21 protein-coding genes and 3 pseudogenes are annotated in these 24,069 nt (G+C 54.9%); 16 read left to right on the top strand and 8 right to left on the bottom strand.

The genetic code is table 11. From position 1 onward, the window contains the following. The first annotated feature begins 222 nt into the window (after positions 1–222). The 5 genes from lldP to trmL all read left to right on the top strand — a co-directional run bounded on the left by lldP (position 223) and on the right by trmL (position 5,873). Positions 223–1,878 carry an L-lactate permease gene (gene lldP, locus ECL_RS00790; protein ID WP_013094927.1) on the top strand — a complete coding sequence of 552 codons (1,656 nt, stop codon included), beginning with the start codon at positions 223–225 and terminating at the stop codon, positions 1,876–1,878. Then, positions 1,875–2,648 (top strand): transcriptional regulator LldR, encoded by a 774-nt coding sequence (gene lldR / locus ECL_RS00785; RefSeq protein ID WP_020686511.1) that lies wholly within the window; start codon positions 1,875–1,877, stop codon positions 2,646–2,648. The genes lldP and lldR overlap by 4 nt, the downstream gene beginning before the upstream one ends. Then, the gene (gene lldD, locus ECL_RS00780; protein WP_013094925.1) at positions 2,645–3,832 is read left to right on the top strand and encodes an FMN-dependent L-lactate dehydrogenase LldD; all 1,188 of its coding nucleotides are present in this window, start codon (positions 2,645–2,647) and stop codon (positions 3,830–3,832) included. Before lldR ends, lldD begins: the two co-directional genes overlap by 4 nt. A gap of 181 nt (positions 3,833–4,013) precedes the next feature. Next, positions 4,014–5,354, top strand: coding sequence for an MFS transporter (locus ECL_RS00775; RefSeq protein ID WP_013094924.1), 1,341 nt, complete (start codon positions 4,014–4,016; stop codon positions 5,352–5,354). 45 nt (positions 5,355–5,399) lie between these two features. Further along, positions 5,400–5,873, top strand: a complete 474-nt coding sequence (gene trmL, locus ECL_RS00770; RefSeq protein WP_013094923.1) for a tRNA (uridine(34)/cytosine(34)/5-carboxymethylaminomethyluridine(34)-2'-O)-methyltransferase TrmL — start codon at positions 5,400–5,402, stop codon at positions 5,871–5,873. Here trmL and cysE read toward each other — a convergent pair. From cysE to ECL_RS00745, 5 genes are all read right to left on the bottom strand, one after another. After that, a complete protein-coding gene (gene cysE, locus ECL_RS00765) occupies positions 5,870–6,691 on the bottom strand; it encodes a serine O-acetyltransferase (RefSeq protein ID WP_013094922.1) in 822 nt (273 codons plus the stop codon). The two genes, trmL and cysE, sit on opposite strands and share 4 nt — an antisense overlap. Positions 6,692–6,766: 75 nt before the next feature. Further along, positions 6,767–7,786, bottom strand: a complete 1,020-nt coding sequence (gpsA, locus tag ECL_RS00760; protein ID WP_013094921.1) for an NAD(P)H-dependent glycerol-3-phosphate dehydrogenase — start codon at positions 7,784–7,786, stop codon at positions 6,767–6,769. Next, a complete protein-coding gene (secB, locus tag ECL_RS00755; RefSeq protein ID WP_003860835.1) occupies positions 7,786–8,253 on the bottom strand; it encodes a protein-export chaperone SecB in 468 nt (155 codons plus the stop codon). Before secB ends, gpsA begins: the two co-directional genes overlap by 1 nt. Positions 8,254–8,286: 33 nt before the next feature. Further along, positions 8,287–8,538 (bottom strand): glutaredoxin 3, encoded by a 252-nt coding sequence (gene grxC / locus ECL_RS00750; RefSeq protein ID WP_010426371.1) that lies wholly within the window; start codon positions 8,536–8,538, stop codon positions 8,287–8,289. Between the two features lie 11 nt (positions 8,539–8,549). Beyond that, positions 8,550–8,981 (bottom strand): rhodanese-like domain-containing protein, encoded by a 432-nt coding sequence (locus ECL_RS00745; protein WP_013094920.1) that lies wholly within the window; start codon positions 8,979–8,981, stop codon positions 8,550–8,552. 248 nt (positions 8,982–9,229) lie between these two features. On the opposite strand from ECL_RS00745, the gene gpmM reads away from it, so the two are divergent. From gpmM to ECL_RS00730, 3 genes are read left to right on the top strand one after another with little or no spacing between them, the layout of a single operon-like run. Further along, a complete protein-coding gene (gpmM, locus tag ECL_RS00740; protein WP_013094919.1) occupies positions 9,230–10,774 on the top strand; it encodes a 2,3-bisphosphoglycerate-independent phosphoglycerate mutase in 1,545 nt (514 codons plus the stop codon). A 33-nt stretch (positions 10,775–10,807) separates the two neighbouring features. Further along, positions 10,808–12,067: a murein hydrolase activator EnvC gene (gene envC, locus ECL_RS00735; protein WP_237707073.1), complete on the top strand. Its 1,260-nt coding sequence runs from the start codon at positions 10,808–10,810 to the stop codon at positions 12,065–12,067. Between the two features lie 3 nt (positions 12,068–12,070). Then, on the top strand, positions 12,071–13,003 hold the full coding sequence (locus tag ECL_RS00730; protein WP_013094917.1) for a divergent polysaccharide deacetylase family protein: 933 nt from the start codon (positions 12,071–12,073) through the stop codon (positions 13,001–13,003). Positions 13,004–13,014: 11 nt separating this feature from the next. Here the strand turns inward: ECL_RS00730 and ECL_RS00725 are convergent, their stop codons facing one another. Further along, on the bottom strand, positions 13,015–13,815 hold the full coding sequence (locus tag ECL_RS00725; protein ID WP_045901902.1) for a glycosyltransferase family 2 protein: 801 nt from the start codon (positions 13,813–13,815) through the stop codon (positions 13,015–13,017). A 206-nt stretch (positions 13,816–14,021) separates the two neighbouring features. Here ECL_RS00725 and ECL_RS00720 point away from each other — a divergent pair, with 206 nt between their 5' ends. The 4 genes and pseudogenes from ECL_RS00720 to ECL_RS00705 all read left to right on the top strand — a co-directional run. Then, the gene (locus ECL_RS00720) at positions 14,022–15,227 is read left to right on the top strand and encodes a glycosyltransferase (protein ID WP_044159585.1); all 1,206 of its coding nucleotides are present in this window, start codon (positions 14,022–14,024) and stop codon (positions 15,225–15,227) included. A 15-nt stretch (positions 15,228–15,242) separates the two neighbouring features. Beyond that, positions 15,243–15,431: pseudogene (locus ECL_RS00715) on the top strand (hypothetical protein); the annotation flags it as partial. 91 nt (positions 15,432–15,522) lie between these two features. Further along, positions 15,523–16,731 (top strand): annotated as a pseudogene (locus ECL_RS00710) (IS3 family transposase). Between the two features lie 31 nt (positions 16,732–16,762). Beyond that, positions 16,763–17,509: pseudogene (locus ECL_RS00705) on the top strand (hypothetical protein); the annotation flags it as partial. 28 nt (positions 17,510–17,537) lie between these two features. Here ECL_RS00705 and tdh read toward each other — a convergent pair. Together tdh and kbl are read right to left on the bottom strand one after the other, a co-directional pair. Continuing rightward, positions 17,538–18,566 (bottom strand): L-threonine 3-dehydrogenase, encoded by a 1,029-nt coding sequence (gene tdh, locus ECL_RS00700; RefSeq protein ID WP_013094910.1) that lies wholly within the window; start codon positions 18,564–18,566, stop codon positions 17,538–17,540. A gap of 9 nt (positions 18,567–18,575) precedes the next feature. After that, entirely contained in the window at positions 18,576–19,772 is a 1,197-nt protein-coding gene (gene kbl, locus ECL_RS00695) for a glycine C-acetyltransferase (RefSeq protein ID WP_013094909.1), read from the bottom strand. A gap of 215 nt (positions 19,773–19,987) precedes the next feature. Between kbl and rfaD the strand changes: the two genes are divergently transcribed. Genes rfaD through ECL_RS00675 form a run of 4 tightly spaced genes read left to right on the top strand, consistent with a single transcriptional unit; the run spans position 19,988 to position 24,069 of the window. Next, a complete protein-coding gene (gene rfaD, locus ECL_RS00690; protein ID WP_013094908.1) occupies positions 19,988–20,920 on the top strand; it encodes an ADP-glyceromanno-heptose 6-epimerase in 933 nt (310 codons plus the stop codon). A 2-nt stretch (positions 20,921–20,922) separates the two neighbouring features. Next, positions 20,923–21,969: an ADP-heptose--LPS heptosyltransferase RfaF gene (gene rfaF, locus ECL_RS00685; protein WP_013094907.1), complete on the top strand. Its 1,047-nt coding sequence runs from the start codon at positions 20,923–20,925 to the stop codon at positions 21,967–21,969. Positions 21,970–21,972: 3 nt separating this feature from the next. Continuing rightward, positions 21,973–22,956 (top strand): lipopolysaccharide heptosyltransferase RfaC, encoded by a 984-nt coding sequence (rfaC, locus tag ECL_RS00680; protein WP_013094906.1) that lies wholly within the window; start codon positions 21,973–21,975, stop codon positions 22,954–22,956. A 3-nt stretch (positions 22,957–22,959) separates the two neighbouring features. Then, positions 22,960–24,069, top strand: a complete 1,110-nt coding sequence (locus ECL_RS00675; RefSeq protein ID WP_013094905.1) for a glycosyltransferase family 9 protein — start codon at positions 22,960–22,962, stop codon at positions 24,067–24,069.

Genomic DNA, 24,069 nt, shown 5'->3' with positions numbered 1-24,069 from the left:
GCTTCAAAATTGGCCCAACCAATCCCCCTTTCTTTCTTCCCTGGTTCACAAATCCATTATTTCCGCTCACAAAACCATTGCCAGCCCATAACATCTGGTTAACCATTTGTTGTCATTACCCCTACACACAATATTGGCAGGACCACTTTTACACAGACTGTGACGCAGAGATGAGCGGAGACTCACCCGCAGCATAGGCTGTCTGGTCCCCAGGAGACCTGCATGAGCCTCTGGCAACAAAACTACGACCCGGCCGGGAATATCTGGCTGTCCAGCCTGATCGCATCGCTGCCGATCCTGTTCTTCTTCTTTGCGTTGATTAAGCTCAAGCTGAAGGGCTACCTCGCCGCGACGTACACCGTCGCCATCGCGCTGCTGGTGGCGCTGTTCTTCTACAAAATGCCGATCGATCGCGCGCTGGCATCCGTTGTCTACGGTTTCTTCTACGGCCTGTGGCCGATTGCGTGGATCATCATCGCCGCAGTGTTTGTCTATAAAATCTCAGTCAAAACCGGGCAGTTCGACATCATTCGCTCGTCGATTCTCTCCATCACGCCGGACCAGCGCCTGCAGATGCTGATTGTCGGCTTCTCCTTCGGGGCGTTTCTGGAAGGGGCGGCAGGGTTTGGTGCGCCGGTGGCAATCACCGCCGCGCTGCTGGTCGGGCTGGGCTTTAACCCGCTCTATGCCGCCGGTCTTTGCCTGATCGTCAACACCGCGCCGGTGGCGTTTGGCGCGATGGGTATTCCGATTCTGGTCGCAGGCCAGGTGACTGGCCTGGACAGCTTCGAAATTGGTCAGATGGTTGGCCGCCAGCTGCCGTTCCTGACCATTATCGTGCTGTTCTGGATCATGGCGATTATGGACGGCTGGCGCGGCGTGAAGGAGACCTGGCCTGCGGTGATGGTGGCGGGCGGTTCGTTCGCGATTGCCCAGTATCTCAGCTCGAACTTCCTTGGCCCGGAGCTGCCGGACATTATCTCTTCCCTGGTGTCGCTGGTCTGTCTGACGCTGTTCCTGAAACGCTGGCAGCCTGTGCGCATCTTCCGCTTTGCCGATATGGGCGCGTCGCACGTGGATCAGACGCTCGCCCGCACGGGCTATACCGCCGGGCAGATCGTTCGCGCCTGGTCACCGTTCCTGTTCCTGACCGCCACGGTAACGCTGTGGAGCATCCCGCCGTTTAAGGCCCTGTTTGCCCCGGGCGGTGCGCTGTACGACATGGTGATTAACATCTCCGTGCCGTTCCTCGACAAGATGGTCGCCCGTATGCCGCCAGTGGTGCACGACGCCACGCCGTACGCGGCGGTATTTAAGTTTGACTGGTTCTCCGCCACCGGCACGGCCATCCTGTTTGCCGCACTCCTTTCTGTGGTGTGGCTGCGCATGAAGTCGGCCGCCGCGGTACAGACCTTTGCGGCGACCATTAAAGAATTGATGCTGCCGATCTACTCCATCGGCATGGTGCTGGCGTTCGCGTTTATCTCGAACTACTCCGGCCTGTCATCAACGCTGGCACTGGCGCTGGCCCATACCGGCCACGCCTTCACCTTCTTCTCGCCGTTCCTCGGCTGGCTGGGGGTATTCCTGACCGGTTCAGATACCTCGTCTAACGCCCTGTTCGCCGCCCTGCAGGCGACGGCAGCTCAGCAGATTGGCGTCTCTGACGTGCTGCTGGTGGCCGCGAATACCACCGGCGGCGTGACCGGGAAGATGATCTCTCCGCAGTCCATCGCCATTGCCTGTGCGGCAGTAGGGCTGGTGGGTAAAGAGTCCGACCTGTTCCGTTTTACCGTGAAACACAGCCTGATATTCACCTGCATGGTCGGGGTGATCACCACCCTGCAGGCCTATGTCTTAACCTGGATGATCCCATGATAGTCATGCCCAGACGCCTGTCCGACGAGATTGCCTCTCGCGTGCGGGCGCTGATTGAAGAACAACAGCTGGAAGCGGGCATGAAATTGCCCGCTGAACGTCAACTCGCCGCTCAGCTTGGCGTGTCGCGCAATTCCCTGCGTGAAGCGCTGGCGACGCTGGTCAGCGAAGGAGTACTGGTAAGCCGTCGCGGCGGCGGCACCTTTGTGCGCTGGCAACATGACGACTGGTCCGAGCAAAACATCGTCCAGCCGCTCAAAACCCTGATGGAGAATGACCCGGACTACAGCTTCGACATCCTCGAAGCCCGTCACGCTATCGAAACCAGTACCGCCTGGCATGCTGCCATGCGAGCAACCGAGGCCGACAAAGAGAAGCTCAGGGCCTGCTTCGACGCCACGCAAAGCAGCGACCCGGATATCGCTTCGCAGGCGGATGTCCGCTTTCACCTGGCGATTGCCGAGGCGTCGCACAACGTGGTGCTGCTCCAGACCATGCGCGGTTTTTTCGACCTGCTGCAATCCTCCGTGAAGCAGAGCCGCCAGCGCATGTATCTGGTCCCGCCGGTCTTTGCTCAACTGACCGAACAGCACGAGGCGGTGCTCAACGCCATTCTGGCCGGTGATGCCGAGGCCGCACGCAAGGCGATGATGGCGCATCTGGGCTTCGTCCACACCACCATTAAACGATTTGATGAAGATCAGGCCCGACAGGCGCGTATTACCCGTCTGCCTGGCGACAGTGATATATCCAGGGAGAACAAAGCATGATTATTTCAGCAGCCAGTGACTACCGCGCCGCGGCGCAGCGTATTTTGCCGCCGTTCCTGTTCCACTATATCGACGGCGGGGCCTATGCCGAATATACCCTGCGCCGTAACGTGGAAGATCTGTCGGAGGTGGCTCTGCGTCAGCGCGTGCTGAAGAATATGTCGGATCTGAGCCTTGAGACGAAACTGTTTAACGAAACGCTCTCCATGCCGGTAGCGCTTGCCCCGGTCGGGCTGTGCGGCATGTACGCCCGTCGCGGTGAAGTGCAGGCCGCTGCGGCGGCGGATGCCAAAGGCATTCCGTTTACCCTTTCCACCGTGTCTGTCTGCCCGATTGAAGAGGTGGCCCCGACCATCAAGCGCCCGATGTGGTTCCAGCTGTACGTCCTGCGCGATCGCGGCTTTATGCGTAACGCGCTGGAGCGCGCCAAAGCGGCGGGCTGTTCCACGCTGGTCTTTACCGTTGATATGCCCACCCCCGGCGCGCGCTACCGTGATGCCCACTCCGGCATGAGCGGCCCGAATGCTGCTATGCGTCGTTACTGGCAGGCGGTAACACATCCGCAGTGGGCGTGGGATGTGGGCCTGAATGGCCGTCCACACGATCTGGGGAACATCTCGGCTTATCTCGGTAAACCTACCGGGCTGGAAGATTACATCGGCTGGCTGGCGAACAATTTCGATCCGTCCATCTCCTGGAAAGACCTGGAGTGGATCCGCGAATTCTGGGACGGCCCAATGGTGATCAAAGGGATCCTCGACCCGGACGACGCCCGCGACGCGGTGCGTTTTGGCGCAGACGGGATAGTGGTCTCGAACCACGGCGGACGTCAGCTTGATGGCGTGCTCTCATCCGCACGCGCCCTTCCGGCGATTGCCGATGCGGTTAAAGGCGACATCGCTATCCTCGCCGATAGCGGTATTCGTAACGGGCTGGACGTGGTGCGTATGATTGCGCTCGGCGCCGACAGCGTACTTCTGGGACGCGCTTATCTTTACGCGCTGGCCACCAGCGGCCAGGCAGGGGTAGCAAACCTGCTTAACCTGATTGAGAAAGAGATGAAGGTTGCAATGACTCTCACCGGGGCAAAAACAATCGGCGAGATCAGCAAGGATTCTCTGGTGCAGGAGCTGAGCAAAATCCCTGCGGCACTGGCACCGCTTACCCACGGAGACGCGGCCTGATCCCCTCCCCTTAACCAACCTTACTCACGCGTCCGATCTCCTCCATAGGGCGCGTTTTTGTGTCGTAAATAACATCTAGATAACATATTAGATAAGAATATTTGACATCCCCTGCCACACGCAATTGTATAGACAAGTAAATACAAGAACACAAAAACAACATCACATCAGAGAGGAGCGTATGGCCTATTCAGGTAAGGTGGATATTCAGCAGGTAATCGACGACAGTTCCTTTTCATGGTTTCACTGGCTACTCATTGTGCTGGGCTTTCTGGTGCTGGCAATCGATGGTTTCGATACAGCGGCAATGGGCTACATTGCCCCGACGCTCTCGGCAGAATGGGGGATCCACAAACAGGATCTGGGGCCGGTACTGAGTGCCGCGCTGTTGGGACTGTCGCTGGGTGCGCTGATCGCAGGTCCGGTATCGGACCGGATGGGCCGCAAGCGCGTACTGGTCTTTTCGTGTTTATTCTTTGGTCTTGCAAGCCTGGGCGCCGCCTGGGCGCAAACCCTGAACACCCTGACGCTGTGGCGATTTCTCACCGGCCTGGGTTTGGGTGCGGCAATGCCTAACGCCATCACGCTGATCTCAGAGTTTGCCCCTAAGCGCTGTCGCGCCATGGCGATCAATACCATGTACTGCGGTTTTCCTCTGGGCGCGGCGGGTGGTGGGGCAATCTCCTCCTGGCTGATTCCTCACCACGGCTGGCGAAGCGTACTGCTGACCGGCGCAATTGCCCCGCTGATCCTGACGCTGCTGCTGGCGCTGTTTTTGCCGGAGTCGGTGAAGTTTCTGGTACAGCGTGGAAGAGACATGATGCAGATCCGCCGTATCGCCAGCCGCTTCGCCCGCGACACGCTGGATGGCGTGACCGGCTTTTTCCTGGCGGAGGAGCGGGTCGCGTCTAAGAAAGGGAGCGTGGCACAGCTGTTTTCTATGCCCTGGCTGCCCGGCACCCTGATGCTGTGGGTGACCTACTTTATGGGGCTGGTGATTTATTACGTCCTGCTGAGCTGGATGCCGACGTTGATGCTGGGGATGGGTTATCCGCTGGCGGAATCTGCCTGGCTCACCTCGCTGTTCACCTTCGGCGGTACCGCAGGCATTCTTCTCGCCGGGTGGATGATGGACCGCTGGGAGGCGCACAGGGTGGTGGCAGGTGGGTTTATGCTGACCATGGCGCTCATCCTGCTGCTCGGCATGGAGCATAATCACATCGCCCTGTTTGGCGGATTGATTTTCCTGATGGGGATCGCCATGAACGGCGCGCAATCAGGGATGCAAACCCTGGCCGCCACCTTCTACCCAACCGAATGCCGCGCGACGGGTATCGCGTGGATGCAGGGTATTGGCCGTTTTGGTGGCGTGGCGGGTACCATGACCAGCGCGCAGCTTCTCTCCATGCAGTGGCAGGCAGACAGTATTTTGATGATCCTCAGCCTGCCCGCGCTGGTGGCCGCGGGTGCCACCGTCTACAAAATGCTGCGCTGCCGCCCACAGGAACCCGGCGTCGCGTAGTGCCCGTCATTTCTGCTATGCTGCCCCCGCAATTAAGGGGGCAGCATGCTTAACATCGTTTTATTCGAACCAGAAATTCCGCCTAATACCGGCAACATTATCCGCCTGTGCGCCAACACCGGGTTTCGCCTGCATATTATCGAGCCGATGGGTTTTACGTGGGATGACAAACGCCTGCGTCGTGCGGGGCTGGATTATCATGAATTTACCGCGGTGGTTCGCCATCATGATTACGCCGCGTTTCTGGAAAGCGAAAAGCCAGAGCGCATGTTTGCCCTGACGACTAAAGGCACGCCCGCGCACAGCGCCGTGAGCTACCAGGCAGGTGACTATCTGATGTTTGGCCCGGAAACCCGCGGCCTGCCGGCCACGATTCTGGACGCCCTGCCCGCTGAGCAGAAAATCCGTATTCCGATGATGCCGGACAGCCGCAGCATGAACCTGTCGAACGCGGTGTCCGTGGTGGTGTATGAAGCCTGGCGCCAGCTGGGGTATCCGGGCGCCATTCTCAGAAGTTAAATGCCGTCACCATACTCGAACGTATGGTGAATGCCGTTGAAGTGCTGATCCATGTCCATCGATGGTTTATCACTGTCTGGCTTACCGACGATGCGCGCCGGTACGCCAGCGGCGGTGGTGTGCGGCGGCACGGGCTGCAGCACCACAGAGCCCGCGCCGATTTTAGCACCGCGGCCCACTTCGATATTGCCGAGGATTTTGGCACCCGCGCCAATCATCACCCCTTCACGAATTTTCGGATGGCGATCGCCGCTGGTTTTGCCGGTACCGCCCAGGGTAACCGACTGCAGGATCGACACGTCATCTTCAATGACCGCCGTCTCACCGACAACAATCCCGGTGGCATGGTCGAGCATGATCCCCCGGCCAATTTTGGCCGCCGGGTGAATATCAACCTGGAAGGTCACAGAAACCTGGTTTTGCAGGAAAATTGCCAGCGCGCGGCGGCCTTCCTTCCATAACCAGTGGCCGATGCGGTACGCCTGTAAGGCATGGAAACCCTTAAGGTACAGCAGCGGCGTAGAATATTTATCGACCGCTGGATCACGCGTGCGCACGGCCTGAATATCACAGGCGGCAGAGGCGATCATTTCCGGGTCTGCGGCGTAGGCCTCTTCCACCACTTCACGAATGGCGATGGCGGGCATGATTGAAGACGCCAGCTTGTTGGCGAGCATATAGCTCAGGGCACTACCGAGGTTTTCGTGCTTGAGTAACGTTGCATGGTAAAAACTGGCCAGCATCGGCTCACAGTCGGCCAACGCCCGGGCTTCGGCTTTAATATTATTCCAGACGATATCCAGTTCTTCACACGGCATTGCTTACTCCAGACGATAGTATAATGACCAGCCAGTTCTGCGCTGGCTGGGTCATTCAGGTGACAATGGTTCCGACTAGTTACTGCTGCGCTCGTCCTTGCGCGCACGACCTAATAAGGTCAATGCTGCCTCGCGCGCATTTTTTCCGCAATACAATACCTGATAAATTTCCTCGGTTATTGGCATTTCGACACCAAAACGGTGCGCCAATTCGCGGACTTCTTTGGTATTGCGGTAGCCTTCAACCACCTGTCCGATCTTCTCCTGCGCGCCTTTTACATCCATGCCCTGACCGAGCATCATGCCAAAGCGGCGGTTACGCGACTGGTTGTCGGTACAGGTCAGCACCAGATCGCCTAAACCCGCCATCCCCATAAAGGTGGCCGGATCGGCACCCAGTGCCGCCCCGAGACGGGACATCTCGGTTAACCCACGGGTAATCAGTGCAGTACGTGCATTGGCACCAAAGCCAATGCCGTCGGACATCCCGGCGCCAATGGCGATGACGTTCTTCACCGCACCGCCCAGCTGCACGCCGATAAAATCGGGATTGCTGTACACGCGGAAGCTCTTGCCGCAGTGCAGCAGTTGCTGGAGATCGTCGGAGAAAGCCTGGTCGGTGGATGCCAGCGAAATCGCTGTCGGCAGGCCAGCGGCCAGCTCTTTGGCAAACGTTGGGCCGGAGATAACCGCCAGCGGGATCTCGGTACCCAGCACTTCGCGGGCAACGTCCTGCAACAGACGACCGGTTTCGGCTTCCAGCCCCTTCGTTGCCCACACAATGCGTGCATCCGGGCGCATCAGCGGCTTAATCTGCTGTAGCACGTCGCCAAACACATGGCTCGGCACCACAATCAAAATATTGCGGCTGGCTGCCAGCGCGGTCGCAAGGTCGCTTTCCAGGTGCAGGGAGTCAGGGAACGGAACGTCAGGAAGGAACGCCACGTTGCAGCGGTCGTGCTGCAGCGTTGCGATATGTTTTGGGTCGTGGCCCCACAGGACCACCTCGTGACCATTTCTTGCCAGCGTGATGGCAAGAGCGGTGCCGTAAGAGCCGGCACCGATCACAGTCATTGACGCATTAACAGTGCTCATCAGGCATCCTGATGTTGTTCAGCACCTTCGCCAGCCTGCTGCTGCAGATAGTTCATGAACAGCGCATCAAAGTTAACTGGCGCAAGGTTCAGTTGCGGGAATGTACCGCGAGAAACCAGGCTGGTGATGCATTCACGCGCATACGGGAACAGGATGTTCGGGCAGTATGCACCCAGGCAATGCGCCATCTGGTTGCCTTCAATACCACCGATGGAGAAGATACCGCCCTGCTGTACTTCACACAGGAATGCAGTTTCTTCGCCCAGAGAGGCGGTCACGGTCACACGCAGTACGACTTCATACACGTCATCAGCCAGCTGGGTTGATGCGGTATCCAGATCAAGTTTAACCTCTGGCTGCCAATCTTTCTGGAAAACATGTGGCGCATTTGGCGCTTCGAAAGAGACATCCTTGGTGTAGATACGCTGGATCTGGAAAGTCATTTCGGTGTTGTTTTGTTCTGACATGGAAAAACCCTTTTTAAATTGTCCTAAAGTCTCTTAGCTCAGCAGGGGATCGAGTCCACCACGGGCGTCGAGCGCATACAAGTCATCACAGCCGCCAATGTGCTGCGCATCAATAAAAATCTGCGGAACCGTCGTGCGACCACTACGTTGAATCATCTCTTCGCGTTTTATCGCGTCACCATCGATCGGCAGTTCCTGGAACGTTACGCCTTTGCTGTTCAGCAGCGCTTTCGCACGGTGACAGAACGGGCAGGTCGCTTTGGTGTAGATCTCGATATTGGCCATCACTGAACTCCTTATTTACCGCGCACCAAAGGAAGGTTTTCTCCGCTCCAGCCGGAAATGCCTTCTTTCAGTACAGAGACGTTTTCGAAGCCTGCTTTATGAAGCAGGCTAGCAGATTCCTGCGCCTGCATGCCGGTACCGTCAACAACGATAATCGGCTGGGCTTTATGCTTCTCAAGCTCGCCCACGTTGTTGGCTTTGATTTCAGCTGGCAGCAGGTTGATAGCGCCTGCAATGTGCCCTTTGCGGAAATCGTCACGCTGACGCAGATCGACCACGACGGCATCTTCTTTGTTAATCAGACGCGTCGCTTCACCACGGGTGATAACCTTAATCTTAGACGTCAGGCCCTTAAATGTGGTGAACAGCACAGCGGCCAGCAGGCCAATCCACGCGATGCTCAGAACCGGATGGCGGCTAACGAATTGCATAATTTCTTGCATGGAGGGTAACTACTCCCGACTTAGTGATTAAAAAAACCAGGACAGGAGTATACCTGTGCGTTGTGGCAAATACAGCCAGCGACCCTAAGCTAATCCATTTTCTGCGGCATGCCACCTAAAAAAATGCCTCAAAATGGTCGGAGAAGCATCTTGCCCCTGCCCTTTCTTTGATCTTCTGCGGCTATTTGAACGATTCAGCTGTAGTAAAATTACGCAAATTTTTGACTCTTGAGCATGAGGTTGTCGCAATGTCGGTTTCTAAAAAACCTATGGTACTGGTGATTCTGGATGGCTATGGCTACCGTGAAGATCAACAGGATAACGCCATTTTCAACGCTAAAACCCCGGTCATGGATGCACTGTGGGCAAAACGTCCCCACACTCTGATTGACGCATCCGGCCTGGAAGTGGGCCTGCCGGACCGTCAGATGGGTAACTCTGAAGTCGGTCACGTCAACCTGGGCGCCGGGCGCATTGTCTATCAGGATCTGACGCGTCTGGATGTTGAAATCAAAGAACGCACCTTCTTCGCCAACCCTGTGCTGTGTGGTGCGGTGGATAAAGCCGTTGCCGCAGGCAAAGCCGTGCATATCATGGGTCTGCTGTCTGCCGGCGGCGTTCATAGCCATGAAGATCATATTATGGCGATGGTTGAACTGGCCGCTGAGCGCGGTGCGGAAAAAATCTACCTGCACGCGTTCCTGGATGGCCGCGATACGCCACCGCGTAGCGCTAAAGGTTCGCTGGAAGCCTTCGAAGAGAAATTTGCCGCACTGGGCAAAGGCCGCGTGGCATCTATTATTGGCCGCTACTACGCCATGGATCGCGATAATCGCTGGGATCGTGTGGAACAGGCCTATGACCTGATGACGCTGGCAAAAGGCGAGTTCCAGTTTGCGACTGCCGTTGAGGGCCTTGAAGCCGCGTACGCGCGCGATGAAAACGACGAATTCGTGAAAGCGACCGTCATTCGCGCAGAAGGCCAGGCTGATGCCGCCATGGAAGATGGCGACGCGCTGATCTTCATGAACTTCCGTGCTGACCGTGCGCGTGAAATCACCCGCGCATTCGTTAACAGCGATTTCGACGGTTTCGCCCGTAAGAAAGCGGTGAACATCAACTTCATCCAGTTGACCGAATACGCCGCTGACATCGACGCCCCATGCGCTTACCCACCAGCTTCACTGGCCAATACCTTCGGTGAGTGGATGGCGAAAAACGATAAGACGCAGTTGCGTATCTCCGAAACCGAGAAATATGCCCACGTCACCTTCTTCTTTAACGGCGGTGTAGAAGAGCCGTTCAAAGGCGAAGATCGCATTCTGATTAATTCACCAAAAGTTGCTACCTATGACCTGCAGCCAGAGATGAGCTCTGCGGAATTGACCGAAAAACTGGTTGCGGCGATCGTTAGCGGCAAATACGACACCATCATCTGTAACTATCCGAACGGTGACATGGTGGGTCATACCGGGGTGATGGAAGCGGCTATTAAAGCGGTTGAAGCGCTGGATCACTGCGTTGAGCAGGTTGCCAAAGCGGTTGAATCCGTTGGCGGCCAGCTGCTGATTACCGCTGACCACGGTAACGCAGAGCAGATGCGCGACCCGGCAACCGGACAGGCGCATACGGCCCACACCAACCTGCCGGTTCCGCTGATTTATGTAGGTGATAAAGCACTGAAAGCAGTGGAAGGCGGCAAGCTTTCTGACGTCGCGCCAACCATGTTGTCGCTGATGGGTATGCCGATCCCTGAAGAGATGACTGGTAAGCCGCTGTTCATCGTGGAATAATCGCTCCCCATGAGGGGAAAGGCGATTTTTTCAATCACATGGGTCGTGAAACCGCTTAGGTTATCAGTCAGACCTCTGTTTTACGCCAGCGCACTCAGCGCTGGCGTATTGCTGTGCGCCGCATCCGCCCACGCGGACGATCGCGACCAGCTGAAATCCATTCAGGCCGATATCGCCGCCAAAGAGCGTGCGGTACGTCAGCAGCAACAGCAACGCGCGTCGCTGCTTGCTCAGCTTAAGCAGCAGGAAGAGGCGATCTCCGCCGCCGCACGTGAGCTCCGCGAAACACAAAACACCCTCTCCCAGTTGAATAAACAGATCGACGAGATGAACGCGTCGATTGCCAAGCTGGAACGTCAGCGCGATGCGCAGGAACGTAATCTTGCGGCACAGCTTGATGCCGCATTCCGCCAGGGTGAACACACCGGCCTTCAGCTGATCCTCAGCGGTGAAGAGAGCCAGCGCGGTCAGCGCCTGCAGGCCTATTTCGGCTATCTGAACCAGGCGCGTCAGGAGACTATCGCGCAGCTAAAACAGACGCGCGAAGAGGTCACCACGCAAAAAGCCGAGCTGGAAGAGAAGCAGAGCCAGCAGCAGACGCTGCTCTACGAACAGCAGGCCCAGCAGGCAAAGCTCGAACAGGCTCGCAACGAACGTAAGAAAACCCTTTCCGGGCTTGAATCCTCCATTCAGGCTGGTCAGAGCCAGTTGAGCGAAATGCGCGCCAACGAATCGAAGCTGCGTAACAGCATCGCCCGAGCGGAGGCCGCGGCAAAAGCCCGCGCTGAAAAAGAGGCTCGCGAGGCGCAGGCCGTTCGCGATAAGCAGCAGGAAGCCTCCCGTAAAGGCACGACCTATAAACCAAGCGAAAGCGAACGCTCGTTGATGTCACGAACCGGTGGCCTGGGCTCCCCTCGCGGTCAGGCTTACTGGCCCGTTCGCGGTACAATTCTGCATCGTTATGGCGAACAGCTGCAGGGTGAACTACGTTGGAAAGGGATAGTTATCGGTGCGTCTGAAGGTAGCGAAGTGAAAGCCATCGCCGATGGCCGCGTGATCCTGGCCGACTGGCTGCAGGGTTACGGGCTTGTGGTAGTAGTTGAGCACGGTAAAGGCGACATGAGCCTCTACGGTTACAACCAGAGCGCACTGGTCAGCGTTGGCACTCAGGTGCGCGCGGGTCAACCCATCGCCCTTGTGGGCAGCAGTGGCGGTCAGGGCCGCCCGTCACTCTATTTCGAAATTCGTCGCCAGGGTCAGGCGGTCAATCCACAGCCGTGGTTGGGAAGATAAGTTTTGCTTCAATTTCGTCGAATTGTTCTCTCCGTCGCCAGCGCACTGGCGCTGGTCGCACCGGTATACGCCGGTAAACTCGCCATTGTGATTGATGACTTCGGTTATCGTCCGCACTATGAAAATCAGGTGCTGGCGATGCCGGCAGCCATTTCTGTCGCCGTCCTCCCGAATGCGCCACACGCACGTGAGATGGCGACCAAGGCCCACAACAGCGGCCACCAGGTATTGATCCATCTGCCGATGGCTCCCATCAGCAAACAACCGCTGGAAAAAGATACTCTGCGCCCTGAGATGAGCAGCGATGAGATCGATCGCATTATCCGCGACGCTTACAACAAAGTGCCGTATGCCGTGGGGTTAAACAACCATATGGGCAGCGCGATGACATCCAGCCTGTACGGGATGCTCAAAGTGATGCAGGCGCTGGAGCGTTACAACCTCTACTTCCTCGACAGCATGACCATCGGCAACAGTCAGGCGATGCGTGCCGCGCAGGGAACGGGGGTGAAGGTGATTAAGCGCAAGGTATTCCTTGACGATACGCAGAACGAAGCAGACATTCGCGTGCAGTTTAATCGCGCTGTGCAGCTGGCCCGCCGCAATGGCTCCGCGATTGCCATCGGCCACCCGCATCCGTCGACCGTTCGCGTCCTGCAGCAAATGCTGCCGACATTGCCTTCGGATATCACGCTGGTCCGCCCGAGCGATCTCCTGAACGAACCACAGGTTGATACGTCGACGCCGAACCAGGGGAAACCAGGATCATCAACGCCGCGTAACCCGTTCCGCGGCGTAAAACGCTGTGTGCCGAAACATGCCCCTGAACCGGTTTATGCGACCCGGTTCTTCTCTGTGATTGGTGAAAGCATGAGCCAGAGTACGCTGGTGCAATATTTTCAACATCAGTGGCAGGGCTGGGGTAAGAAAGCCTGATCGGCTAACGCTTATTCTGTAATGTGAGAGTCCGTATGCTCTTTTGTAACGGGCTCTTTTCTTTCCTGATATTGATACCAGGCTTTGAAATACTTCAAAAAACTGTAGGCCGTGGCATACAAGCCTGTTGCTGCCCCCACTCTGCCCTGACGCCAGGCACCACTGAACAGATACCATTTGAAAAAAGCGCCGATGGCGCTGATCACACCTCGACAGATAGAGGGGCGTATCGTTTGATATTGCACCAGGCGGGTTGTATAACCATTCAATTTGCTAAAAAGTTCATGCAATGTATGAAATGTATCATGTCTGACGTAACCGGGAATACGTTCAGAGTGGCGAAAACCTTCTACCTTATCGTCTACGGGTCTATTATTAAATCGTGCCTGCTTACGGTTAAAAAGTCGTACCGGGAAATCAGGAGAAGAGACAGGATATAATGTTCGGACTTTTTCGCCCAAAACATACCAGTGACGACATATCCGCCATGCCATTCCAGGATCGGGTTCGTCACTCCTTTTTAATTTTAAAATAGCATCAACAGTGTCTGAATCGAGAATTTCATCACTGTCGATGCACAGGACCCAGTCATGACTCGCTAATGACACGGCATGGTTCATCTGCTCGCCATGCCAGCCATATTTTTTGTATACTGGCGACAAACCATAACTCTGGCAAATATGTAGTGTATTATCTGTACTTCCGGAATCAACAATGACGATTTCATCCGCTATTTTTAAAAGAGGCGGAATTACGTCACGTAACAACCTTTCTGAGTTGAAAGTTAATAAGCAGACCGTTATTTTAAACATTTTTCCACTCACTCAATAACAGCATAATTTTTTTCATTAATACTATCTAAATGAGAAGAGACGATTAAAGTCTTAAATCACACTTTTAAAATAATCGTGTTTGAAAATTTATCTTACAGAAAAAACTATCACAATAGAAAAATCTATTTTATTTCAGCAGATTCTTTATAATGCGGTCAGATCAAGGGTAGCACATGGATTCAGACATGCCGCAAAAACGTAAAATCCTCCTCCTGGACACAGGCAAAGAATGGGGGGGAGGCACCAACAGTATGCTTGAGCTTCTGAAGCGAATTGATCGCGACAAATTCGACATTACTTGTTGTTTTTACAACGATTATAGTCGTGCTGGAGGTCAAACCATAGGCCAGGTGCTAAACAGCATTGGGATCCCGCTGATCGTCATTCCTCAACATAAGCAACCGGCATGGGCAAAATTGTTGAAAGAAGCAGGACGTGGTCTGCTGTTTTTCTCGCGCAATGCCCGTAAAGCGTTTACACGACACGTCGATACTCTGTGGCGTATCAGGCCCAATGTCAGCAAAATCGAAACGCTTTTCTCGCATGGTGGTTTCGATACGCTCTATATGAATAACCAACCTGGCTCGAACGAGGAAGGTTATCTCGCGGCGGCGAAACTACAGGCGCGATTAATTCAGCACTGCCGTATTGAACCTGTTCTGTCCCCACCACTGGTGAAACTGGTCAATGCGCATGCCACAAAGATCATCGCGGTCTCGCATGGCGTTGAACAGGTGCTGCTGCAGCATGGTATCCGACCCGATCTCTGTACGACCGTTAACAATGCCATCGACATCTACCAGCCTTTACCGGATCGCCGCGCAATGCGTCAGCGACTGGGCATAGATGACGAGACCTTTGTGTTTGGCAGCATTGGCTCATTGATCCCACGTAAAGCTAACCACCATACGCTTGAAGCACTGGCGCAGTTCAGTCTGAAGCATCCTGAAGCGAAGTGGAAAATGGTGCTGGTCGGTGAAGGCCCTGAGCGTGATGCGTTAGCAGCACAGGCCCAAAACCTGGGTATTGCAAGTCACGTGATCTTCACTGGTTTTCAGAATACCCCTTTTGATTACCTCGCCACGTTTGACGCATTTATCCTCGCCTCTAAAAGTGAAGGCCTTCCTCGCGTAGTGCTGGAAGCGATGCTGCTCAATATCCCCGTTATTGGATCCCAGGTGACCGGCACAGCTGAACTCATTGACCATGCCTCTACCGGGTTGCTTTTCCCCTGGAGCGATGTTTCACAACTAGCGCAACATCTGGATAGTATCTGGACGGATGCTGACCTGCGGGCTCGACTGGCTACAGCAGCCAGGCAAAATGTTTGTCGTAACTATGCCATTGAAAAGTATGTCAGCGGTGTCGAAGCCGTGCTTGGCGCGCAATAAACTAACGAGATAAATATGTTTAAATTTCTTAACACTCGCTATCGTCATATCACCGGGCGGCACAATATTCCTTACAGCTCTCTTCACCTGACGGGCGAACTGGCTACGGTTGATTCAATTGTCATTCCCTGTACCGGTGCAGATTTCGTCGAAGAAGCATTACTCTCTGCCACTTTCGCGGAGCGCTATGCCACCGGGATTAGCTGATGTAGCCCCCTGAAACACCAGACAGTAGCTGTATCTCCAGATAAGAGATAGGCTTGAATATATGTCTAACACTAACACCAATTTTGAGATGACCGGGATCCTGTTAGGGCAAGAAGTCCGTAAACGTAAAACTCCTCAGGAGAAGATCGCCATTATCCAGCAGACGATGGAGCCGGGTATGAATGTCTCCCATGTCGCCCGCCTGCATGGTATCCAGCCCAGCCTGCTGTTTAAGTGGAAGAAGCAATATCAGGAAGGCAGCCTCACCGCCGTTGCGGCTGGAGAGGAAGTCGTTCCTGCTTCTGAGCTTACTGCTGCTCTGAAGCAGGTCCGGGAGCTTCAGCGCCTTCTGGGCAAGAAGACGATGGAAGTTGAGATCCTGAAAGAAGCCGTGGAGTACGGTCAGTCGCGAAAATGGATAGCGCACGCGCCCTTGTTGCCAAAGGACGGGGAATAGCCATGGTCAGCCGGACCATGGGGCGTGTCGCGTGCGCAACTGTCACTGCGGATTAACCGTTCTGCCGACTGGCAGGACAGGCGCTGTAACCGGCGTAATGAAGAAGCAGACGCAGAAATACTGTCGGCTATCCTCAACATTATCAGCGATATGCCGAGTTATGGTTATCGACGCGTGTGGGGCATCCTGCGCAAGCAACGTCGCACAGAGGGACAGCCACCTGTGAATGCCAAACGGCTTTACAGGATAATGAGCGAGCATAACCTGTTGTTGTTGCATCACAAACCAGAGCGACCGAAGCGTGAACATAAGGGCAAGATAGCGGTGGCAGAAAGCGATATGCGCTGGTGTTCAGATGGCTTCGAGTTCGGCTGCGACAACGGCGAAAAACTGCGGGTAACGTTCGCGCTGGACTGCTGCGACCGTGAGGCCATAGACTGGGCAGCAAGCACGGGAGGCTATGACAGTTCGACCGTGCAGGATGTGATGCTGAGGTCGGTGGAAAAGCGCTTCGGCGACAGGCTGCCCGACACAGCGGTGCAGTGGCTGACGGACAACGGTTCAGCATATACCGCGCATGAAACGCGGAGGTTCGCCAAAGAGCTGAATCTGGAGCCATGTACAACAGCGGTGAGCAGCCCGCAGAGCAATGGCATGGCCGAACGGTTCGTGAAGACGATGAAGGAAGACTATATCGCGTTCATGCCGAAACCGGATGTGAGAACAGCCCTGCGAAACCTTGCAGCGGCGTTCACGCATTACAATGAAAATCACCCGCATAGTGCGCTGGGATATCACTCTCCGAGAGAATACCGGCGGCAGCGGGCATCGTTAACTTAAGATACAAAAGCTGTCCGGAAATGGCGGGTCAAGATCAGCCACCGGGATTAGCGAAATAGTCATCGTCAGCGATCAGCCAGAGTCAGCCTTTGGTACATTGCCGCCTAAAACCCGCGTAGTGACGCTTAGCCTTCCGGTCCGTGAGGAAAATTATCGTTATAAGCAGATCTACCTCAGCCGCCTGATGAAACTTAACGCCCCGCTACAGGCGCGCGGTGAAGGTGTATTGATGATCGATTCCGACCTCAATCTGCTAAAAATGCCAGAGATTAAAATCGCGGATATGCACCTTTACTCAAGCTTCCGCCAGGGGAAAATGATTGCCAAACTGGACGGTGCACCGGTTGAAAAAGTGCCTGCGTATTATAAAGATATGGTACGGCCGTATCTGGTTGACCATGTTAACAGTGCCTTCCTTGCGGCTACCAAAAAGACCTGGCGTCGTATTTGCCCATTGTGGCTGGCGCTATTTCAGGATACCTGGGAACTCATGGACGACAGTCAGCCCCCAACTGACCAGTTGCCGCTCACTGCCCTACTGGACATGCTGGATTTAAAAACCGTCAACCTGGGGGACTGGGTAAACTGGCCTGTTTCCAAAAAAATTGGCGGACAGGAAGCCGTAATTCCAAAAGAGGTGATTGGCGCTCATGGCGGTTTCCCTCTCTCCGAATGGCAGAAATATATAAAGTCAGCAGATAATAAATTACTGTTCAAAGGTCAAGATTATACCCGCAAAGTGCGGTATTTGACTGACGAAGAGAAAAAGAACCAGTAAATAAAAGGGGCCTCAGGCCCCTTTATGATTATTTATCCCAGCTCAAAATAACTTTCCCGGACTGACCCGAACGCATCGCGTCAAAGCCTTTCTGGAAATCATCAACGGAGAAACGATGTGTAATAATCGGGGACAGATCCAGACCAGACTGAATTAATGCCGCCATCTTATACCAGGTTTCGAACATTTCACGGCCATAGATGCCTTTAATGAACAGCCCTTTGAAGATAACTTTATTCCAGTCGATAGACATATCCGACGGCGGAATACCCAGCATCGCAATACGACCGCCGTGGTTCATGGTATCCAGCATGGTACGGAACGCCGGTGGTGCGCCGGACATCTCCAGACCCACGTCAAACCCTTCGGTCATGCCCAGCTCTTCCATCACATCGGCCAGGCTCTCTTTAGAGACATCCACCGCACGGGTGACGCCCATCTTGCGGGCCAGCGACAGACGGTATTCGTTCACGTCGGTAATCACTACATTACGCGCACCCACGTGCTTCGCCACCGCTGCGGCCATAATCCCGATAGGGCCCGCGCCGGAGACCAGCACATCCTCGCCGACCAGGTCGAAAGAGAGCGCCGTATGTACCGCGTTGCCGAACGGGTCAAAGATGGAGGCCAGATCGTCAGAAATGTTGTCCGGAATTTTGAACGCGTTGAAAGCCGGGATCACCAGATATTCCGCGAAGCAACCCGGACGATTCACGCCCACGCCAATGGTATTACGGCACAGGTGCGTACGCCCACCGCGGCAGTTACGGCAGTGGCCGCAGGTGATGTGTCCTTCACCCGAGACGCGGTCGCCAATGTTAAAACCTTTCACTTCCTGACCAATCCCAACCACTTCACCAACGTATTCGTGGCCGACAACCATGGGTACTGGAATGGTTTTTTGCGACCACTGATCCCAGTTGTAGATATGAACGTCAGTGCCGCAAATGGCGGTTTTACGAATTTTGATCAGCAGATCGTTATGACCGACTTCCGGCTCCGGCACGTCGGTCATCCAAATCCCTTCTTCCGCTTTCAGTTTGGATAACGCTTTCATCACACGTCCTCAGGCAATTACGCCCAGCTGTTTACCGATGCGGGTAAAGGCTTCCACCGCACGTTCAATTTGTTCAGGCGAATGCGCCGCGGACATCTGGGTGCGGATACGCGCCTGGCCTTTTGGTACGACCGGGAAGAAGAACCCAGTCACATAAATGCCTTCTTTTTGCAGCTCACGGGCAAAGTTCTGCGCCACGACGGCATCACCCAGCATAACCGGGATAATGGCGTGGTCAGCACCGGCCAGGGTAAACCCTGCCGCACTCATTTTTTCGCGGAACAGGCGCGCGTTGGACCACAGACGGTCACGCAGTTCAGCCCCGGATTCCACCATCTCCAGCACTTTGATGGAGGCGGCAACAATGGCCGGCGCGAGGGAGTTGGAGAACAGGTACGGACGGGAGCGCTGGCGCAGCCACTCCACCACCTCTTTACGCGCAGCGGTATAACCGCCAGACGCGCCACCAAGCGCTTTGCCCAGCGTACCGGTGATGATGTCCACGCGGCCCATCACGTCACAGTATTCATGCGAGCCACGGCCGTTTTCACCCACAAAACCGACCGCGTGCGAGTCATCGACCATCACCAGCGCATCGTATTTATCCGCCAGGTCGCACACGCCCTTCAGGTTGGCGATCACGCCGTCCATAGAGAACACGCCGTCGGTGGCGATGAGCACATGGCGAGCACCCGCTTCACGCGCCTCTTTCAGGCGTGCTTCCAGTTCAACCATATCGTTGTTGGCATAGCGGAAACGCTTCGCTTTACACAGGCGCACACCATCAATGATGGAAGCGTGGTTAAGGGCGTCGGAGATAATGGCATCTTCTGCACCCAGCAGCGTCTCAAACAGACCGCCGTTGGCATCGAAGCAGGAGGAGTACAGAATTGCGTCTTCCATGCCTAAGAAGTTCGCCAGCTTTTTCTCAAGCTGCTTGTGACTGTCCTGCGTGCCGCAGATAAAACGTACGGAGGCCATACCAAAACCGTGGGTATCCATACCGCTTTTCGCCGCAGCAATCAGCTCAGGGTGATTCGCAAGACCCAGGTAGTTGTTCGCACAAAAGTTGATCACATGGCTGCCATCGGCAACGGTGATGTCCGCCTGCTGAGCAGACGTGATAATACGCTCTTCTTTAAACAACCCTTCCGCACGCGCGGTCTCAAGGTCGCTGTTTAACTGTTTGTAAAAATCACCACGCATTGCAATTCTCCAGACTCGGCAAATTTCGGCACATATTACCCAAACCTATAGTTCATGACGAGATGACACATTATCTCTTCTCGTTTTTGCAGCATAAATCACGTGTACCCTTGCGCTATGTCGGTGAATGGCTGAAGGGCAGCCATACTAATGATATGATAGAACCATTAGCGTCCGGGATTGTCCCCGGACTCCACACTTCAAAGGTTACAGTTATGATCATCGTTACCGGCGGCGCGGGCTTTATCGGCAGCAATATTGTTAAAGCTCTCAATGACAAAGGCATCACCGACATCCTGGTGGTTGACAACCTGAAAGACGGCACCAAGTTCGTCAACCTGGTGGATCTGAACATCGCTGACTACATGGATAAAGAAGACTTCCTTATCCAGATTATGGCAGGTGAAGAGTTCGGCGAGATCGAAGCCATCTTCCACGAAGGGGCATGCTCCTCCACCACAGAGTGGGACGGCAAGTACATGATGGACAACAACTATCAGTACTCTAAAGAGCTGCTTCACTACTGTCTGGAGCGTGAAATTCCGTTCCTGTATGCCTCTTCGGCGGCCACCTACGGCGGACGTACCTCTGATTTCATTGAATCCCGCGAATATGAACAGCCGTTGAACGTCTACGGTTACTCCAAGTTCCTTTTCGACGAATATGTGCGTCAGGTGTTGCCAGAAGCGAACTCCCAGATCGTTGGTTTCCGCTACTTCAACGTCTACGGGCCGCGCGAAGGCCACAAAGGCAGCATGGCGAGCGTGGCGTTCCATCTGAACACTCAGCTGAATAACGGCGAAAGTCCAAAACTGTTCGAAGGCAGCGACGGCTTTAAGCGTGACTTCGTCTACGTAGGCGACGTTGCCGCCGTGAACCTGTGGTTCTGGGAAAATGGGGTATCCGGTATTTTCAACCTTGGCACCGGCCGCGCGGAGTCTTTCCAGGCCGTGGCTGACGCAACGCTGGCGTATCACAAGAAAGGCAGCATTGAGTACATTCCTTTCCCGGACAAACTGAAAGGCCGCTACCAGGCATTCACCCAGGCCGATCTGACTAACCTGCGCGCAGCGGGTTATGACAAGCCGTTCAAGACCGTTGCCGAAGGCGTAACGGAATATATGGCCTGGCTGAACCGCGACGCGTAAGTATGAGAATTCTGGTGATCGGCCCGTCATGGGTGGGCGACATGATGATGTCGCAAAGTCTCTATCGCACGCTCAAGGCGCGTTATCCCCAAGCGATAATCGACGTGATGGCACCCGCATGGTGCCGTCCATTGTTATCGCGTATGCCGGAAGTGAATGAAGCCATCCCAATGCCGCTCGGCCATGGGGCGCTGGAAATTGGCGAACGTCGTAAACTCGGTCACAGTCTGCGCGAGAAGCGTTATGACCGCGCTTACGTGTTACCCAATTCGTTTAAATCCGCGCTTGTGCCCTTCTTCGCCGGTGTGCCGCACCGTACCGGCTGGCGCGGTGAGATGCGCTACGGTCTGCTTAATGACGCACGCGTGCTGGATAAAGAGGCCTGGCCATTAATGGTGGAGCGCTATGTGGCGCTGGCCTACGACAAAGGCGTGATGCGCAGCGCAAAAGACCTGCCGCAGCCGCTGCTATGGCCACAGCTACAGGTCAGCGAGGGTGAAAAATCCCAGACCTGTAACGCGTTTGGTCTTTCCTCTGAACGGCCAATGATTGGCTTCTGCCCGGGCGCAGAATTCGGCCCGGCAAAACGCTGGCCGCACTATCACTACGCAGAGCTGGCAAAGCAGTTGATTGACGAAGGTTATCAGATCGTTCTGTTCGGCTCGGCCAAAGACCACGAGGCGGGGAACGAAATCCTGGCAGCCCTCAGCACAGAACAGCAGGCCTGGTGCCGCAACCTGGCCGGGGAAACCCAGCTTGAGCAGGCGGTGATTTTACTTGCTGCCTGTAAAGCCGTAGTCACCAACGACTCCGGGCTGATGCACGTCGCCGCCGCGCTCAACCGCCCGCTGGTTGCGTTGTACGGTCCAAGTAGCCCGGACTTCACGCCGCCGCTCTCAAATAAGGCGCGCGTTATTCGTCTGATCACGGGTTACCATAAGGTGCGTAAAGGCGATGCCGCGCAAGGTTATCACCAGAGCCTGATCGACATCACGCCGCAGCGCGTTCTCGAAGAACTCAACGAACTGCTGCTGAGCGAAGAAGGATAACGAATGCGGGTATTGATCGTTAAAACCTCTTCGATGGGTGATGTGCTGCATACGCTTCCGTCGCTGACGGACGCCATGCGGGCCATTCCTGGCATTCGTTTTGACTGGGTGGTGGAAGAAGGCTTCGCGCAGATCCCTACCTGGCACGAAGCGGTCGATCGCGTGATCCCGGTGGCCATCCGCCGCTGGCGTAAAGCGTGGTTTTCCACACCGATTAAAGCCGAGCGCAAAGCCTTCCGCGATGCGGTGCAGGCGCAGCGTTACGACTCCATTATCGACGCGCAGGGGCTGGTCAAAAGCGCCGCGCTAGTCACGCGCCTGGCACACGGTGTAAAGCACGGCATGGACTGGCAAACCGCCCGCGAACCACTCGCCAGCCTGTTCTATAACCGTCGTCACCATATTGCAAAGCAGCAGCACGCAGTGGAACGCACCCGCGAGCTGTTTGCAAAAAGCCTCGGTTACACAAAGCCGGAAACGCAGGGTGATTACGCGATTTCGCAGCATTTTCTGCGTGATGCAGAGAAGCCTGCGCAGCCCTGGCTGGTCTTCCTGCATGCCACAACGCGCGATGATAAGCACTGGCCGGAAACGCACTGGCGAAGACTCATTGAACTAATGCAACCTGCCGGCATCCATATTAAACTGCCGTGGGGTGCTGAACATGAGCGCCAGCGTGCTGAACGTCTGGCAGCCGGTTTTTCGCACGTCGAGGTTTTACCTAAACTCACGCTGGCGCAAGTTGCTGCAGAGCTGGCCGGAGCTAAAGCTGTCGTTTCCGTTGATACGGGTTTAAGCCATTTAACCGCGGCGCTGGATCGTCCAAACATCACGATTTTTGGCCCGACCGATCCCGGTTTGATTGGGGGTTACGGTAAAAACCAGCATCAAATGGTCAGCCCGACTCAACAAACGAGGGACATTAGCGCAGATGCCATTTTTTCATTTTTACAGGACAGCCACTGGCTTTCCGACAGGGATATCTAACGAATGAGTTACGTATTTCTGCTGATTTTACTCCTTCCGGTGAAGCTAATCCGGAAGCTGTTCCGCAAAGATACAGGTAAAAACCTGGTCATTCAGACAGCCAAAATCGGTGATTTTGTTAATGCGACGCCCCTGCTGGCATACCTGCAAAAAAGTGATGTGCTTATCAGTCGCAGCGTAGGTGCGCTGGCGAAGCATGACGAAACGATCGAAGAGATTTTTTTTATCGAGCAGCATAAGCGTAGTCTGTGGCGTAAGCTCAGCTTTGCCTGCCGCATCATGAACCGCTACGACAACGTCTATCTTCTGCAACCCAACAGTGTAAATCTGTTTTTTGCCGCCGTCTGTAATGCCAAAAACAAACAATTTTTAAGCATTTACACCCGCAGATGGTATCACGGGATTTTCTATCTCACCGCCGACGGTACCGTTGAGCACGGCAAAAAAACGCTATCAGTGACCAATTACCTGAAGCTGGCCGACCGTTCGTTGACGTGGCAGGACTCGCCCAAGCACGCCACAAAGCCGCTGTTCAAACCAGCGACCTACCCGGCAATTCTCGACAAACCTGATGTGATCCGCATCGGCATCAGCATTGCCGCAGGTAATAAAGCCAAAACAGTGCCGCCGGTCATCTGGAAGCGAATTATTGATCGTCTCGCCGACCTGCCCTGCGAGTTTTATGTGTTTGGCGCCCCTGATGAACAGTCGTGGCTGGACGATATCACCCGCGCTTACGGTGATATTCCTAATGTCGTTAACCTCATCGGCAAAATCCCTCTCGAAGATCTTCCGTGGGCGATTTCCAGGATGGATTGTTATATCGCGTCTGATTCAGGCAATGTCTATATTGCCGATGCAGTAGATGTACCCGTAGTGCTGCTGTTTGGCCCATGCTGCCACTATGAACAACGCCCACTTGGAAATGTGATGCTGATAGGTAACGACGACAATATTTGTTCTTATGTTTTTGAGACTAAATACTATTTCTCGCAAGACAGGGAAGAACTCTTTGCTGTAACAGACGAATCCTTAAACGAACTCGAACGTTTCATTTGCGCGTTACCAAAAGCTACCGCAACCCCATATACCTTTGATGCCCTGGGAAACTAA

The organism is Enterobacter cloacae subsp. cloacae ATCC 13047 (genome assembly GCF_000025565.1).
Taxonomy (GTDB): Bacteria; Pseudomonadota; Gammaproteobacteria; order Enterobacterales; family Enterobacteriaceae; genus Enterobacter; species Enterobacter cloacae.
Note: the sequence above shows the minus strand (reverse complement) of the source record. Positions and strands in the feature narration are given on the sequence as shown.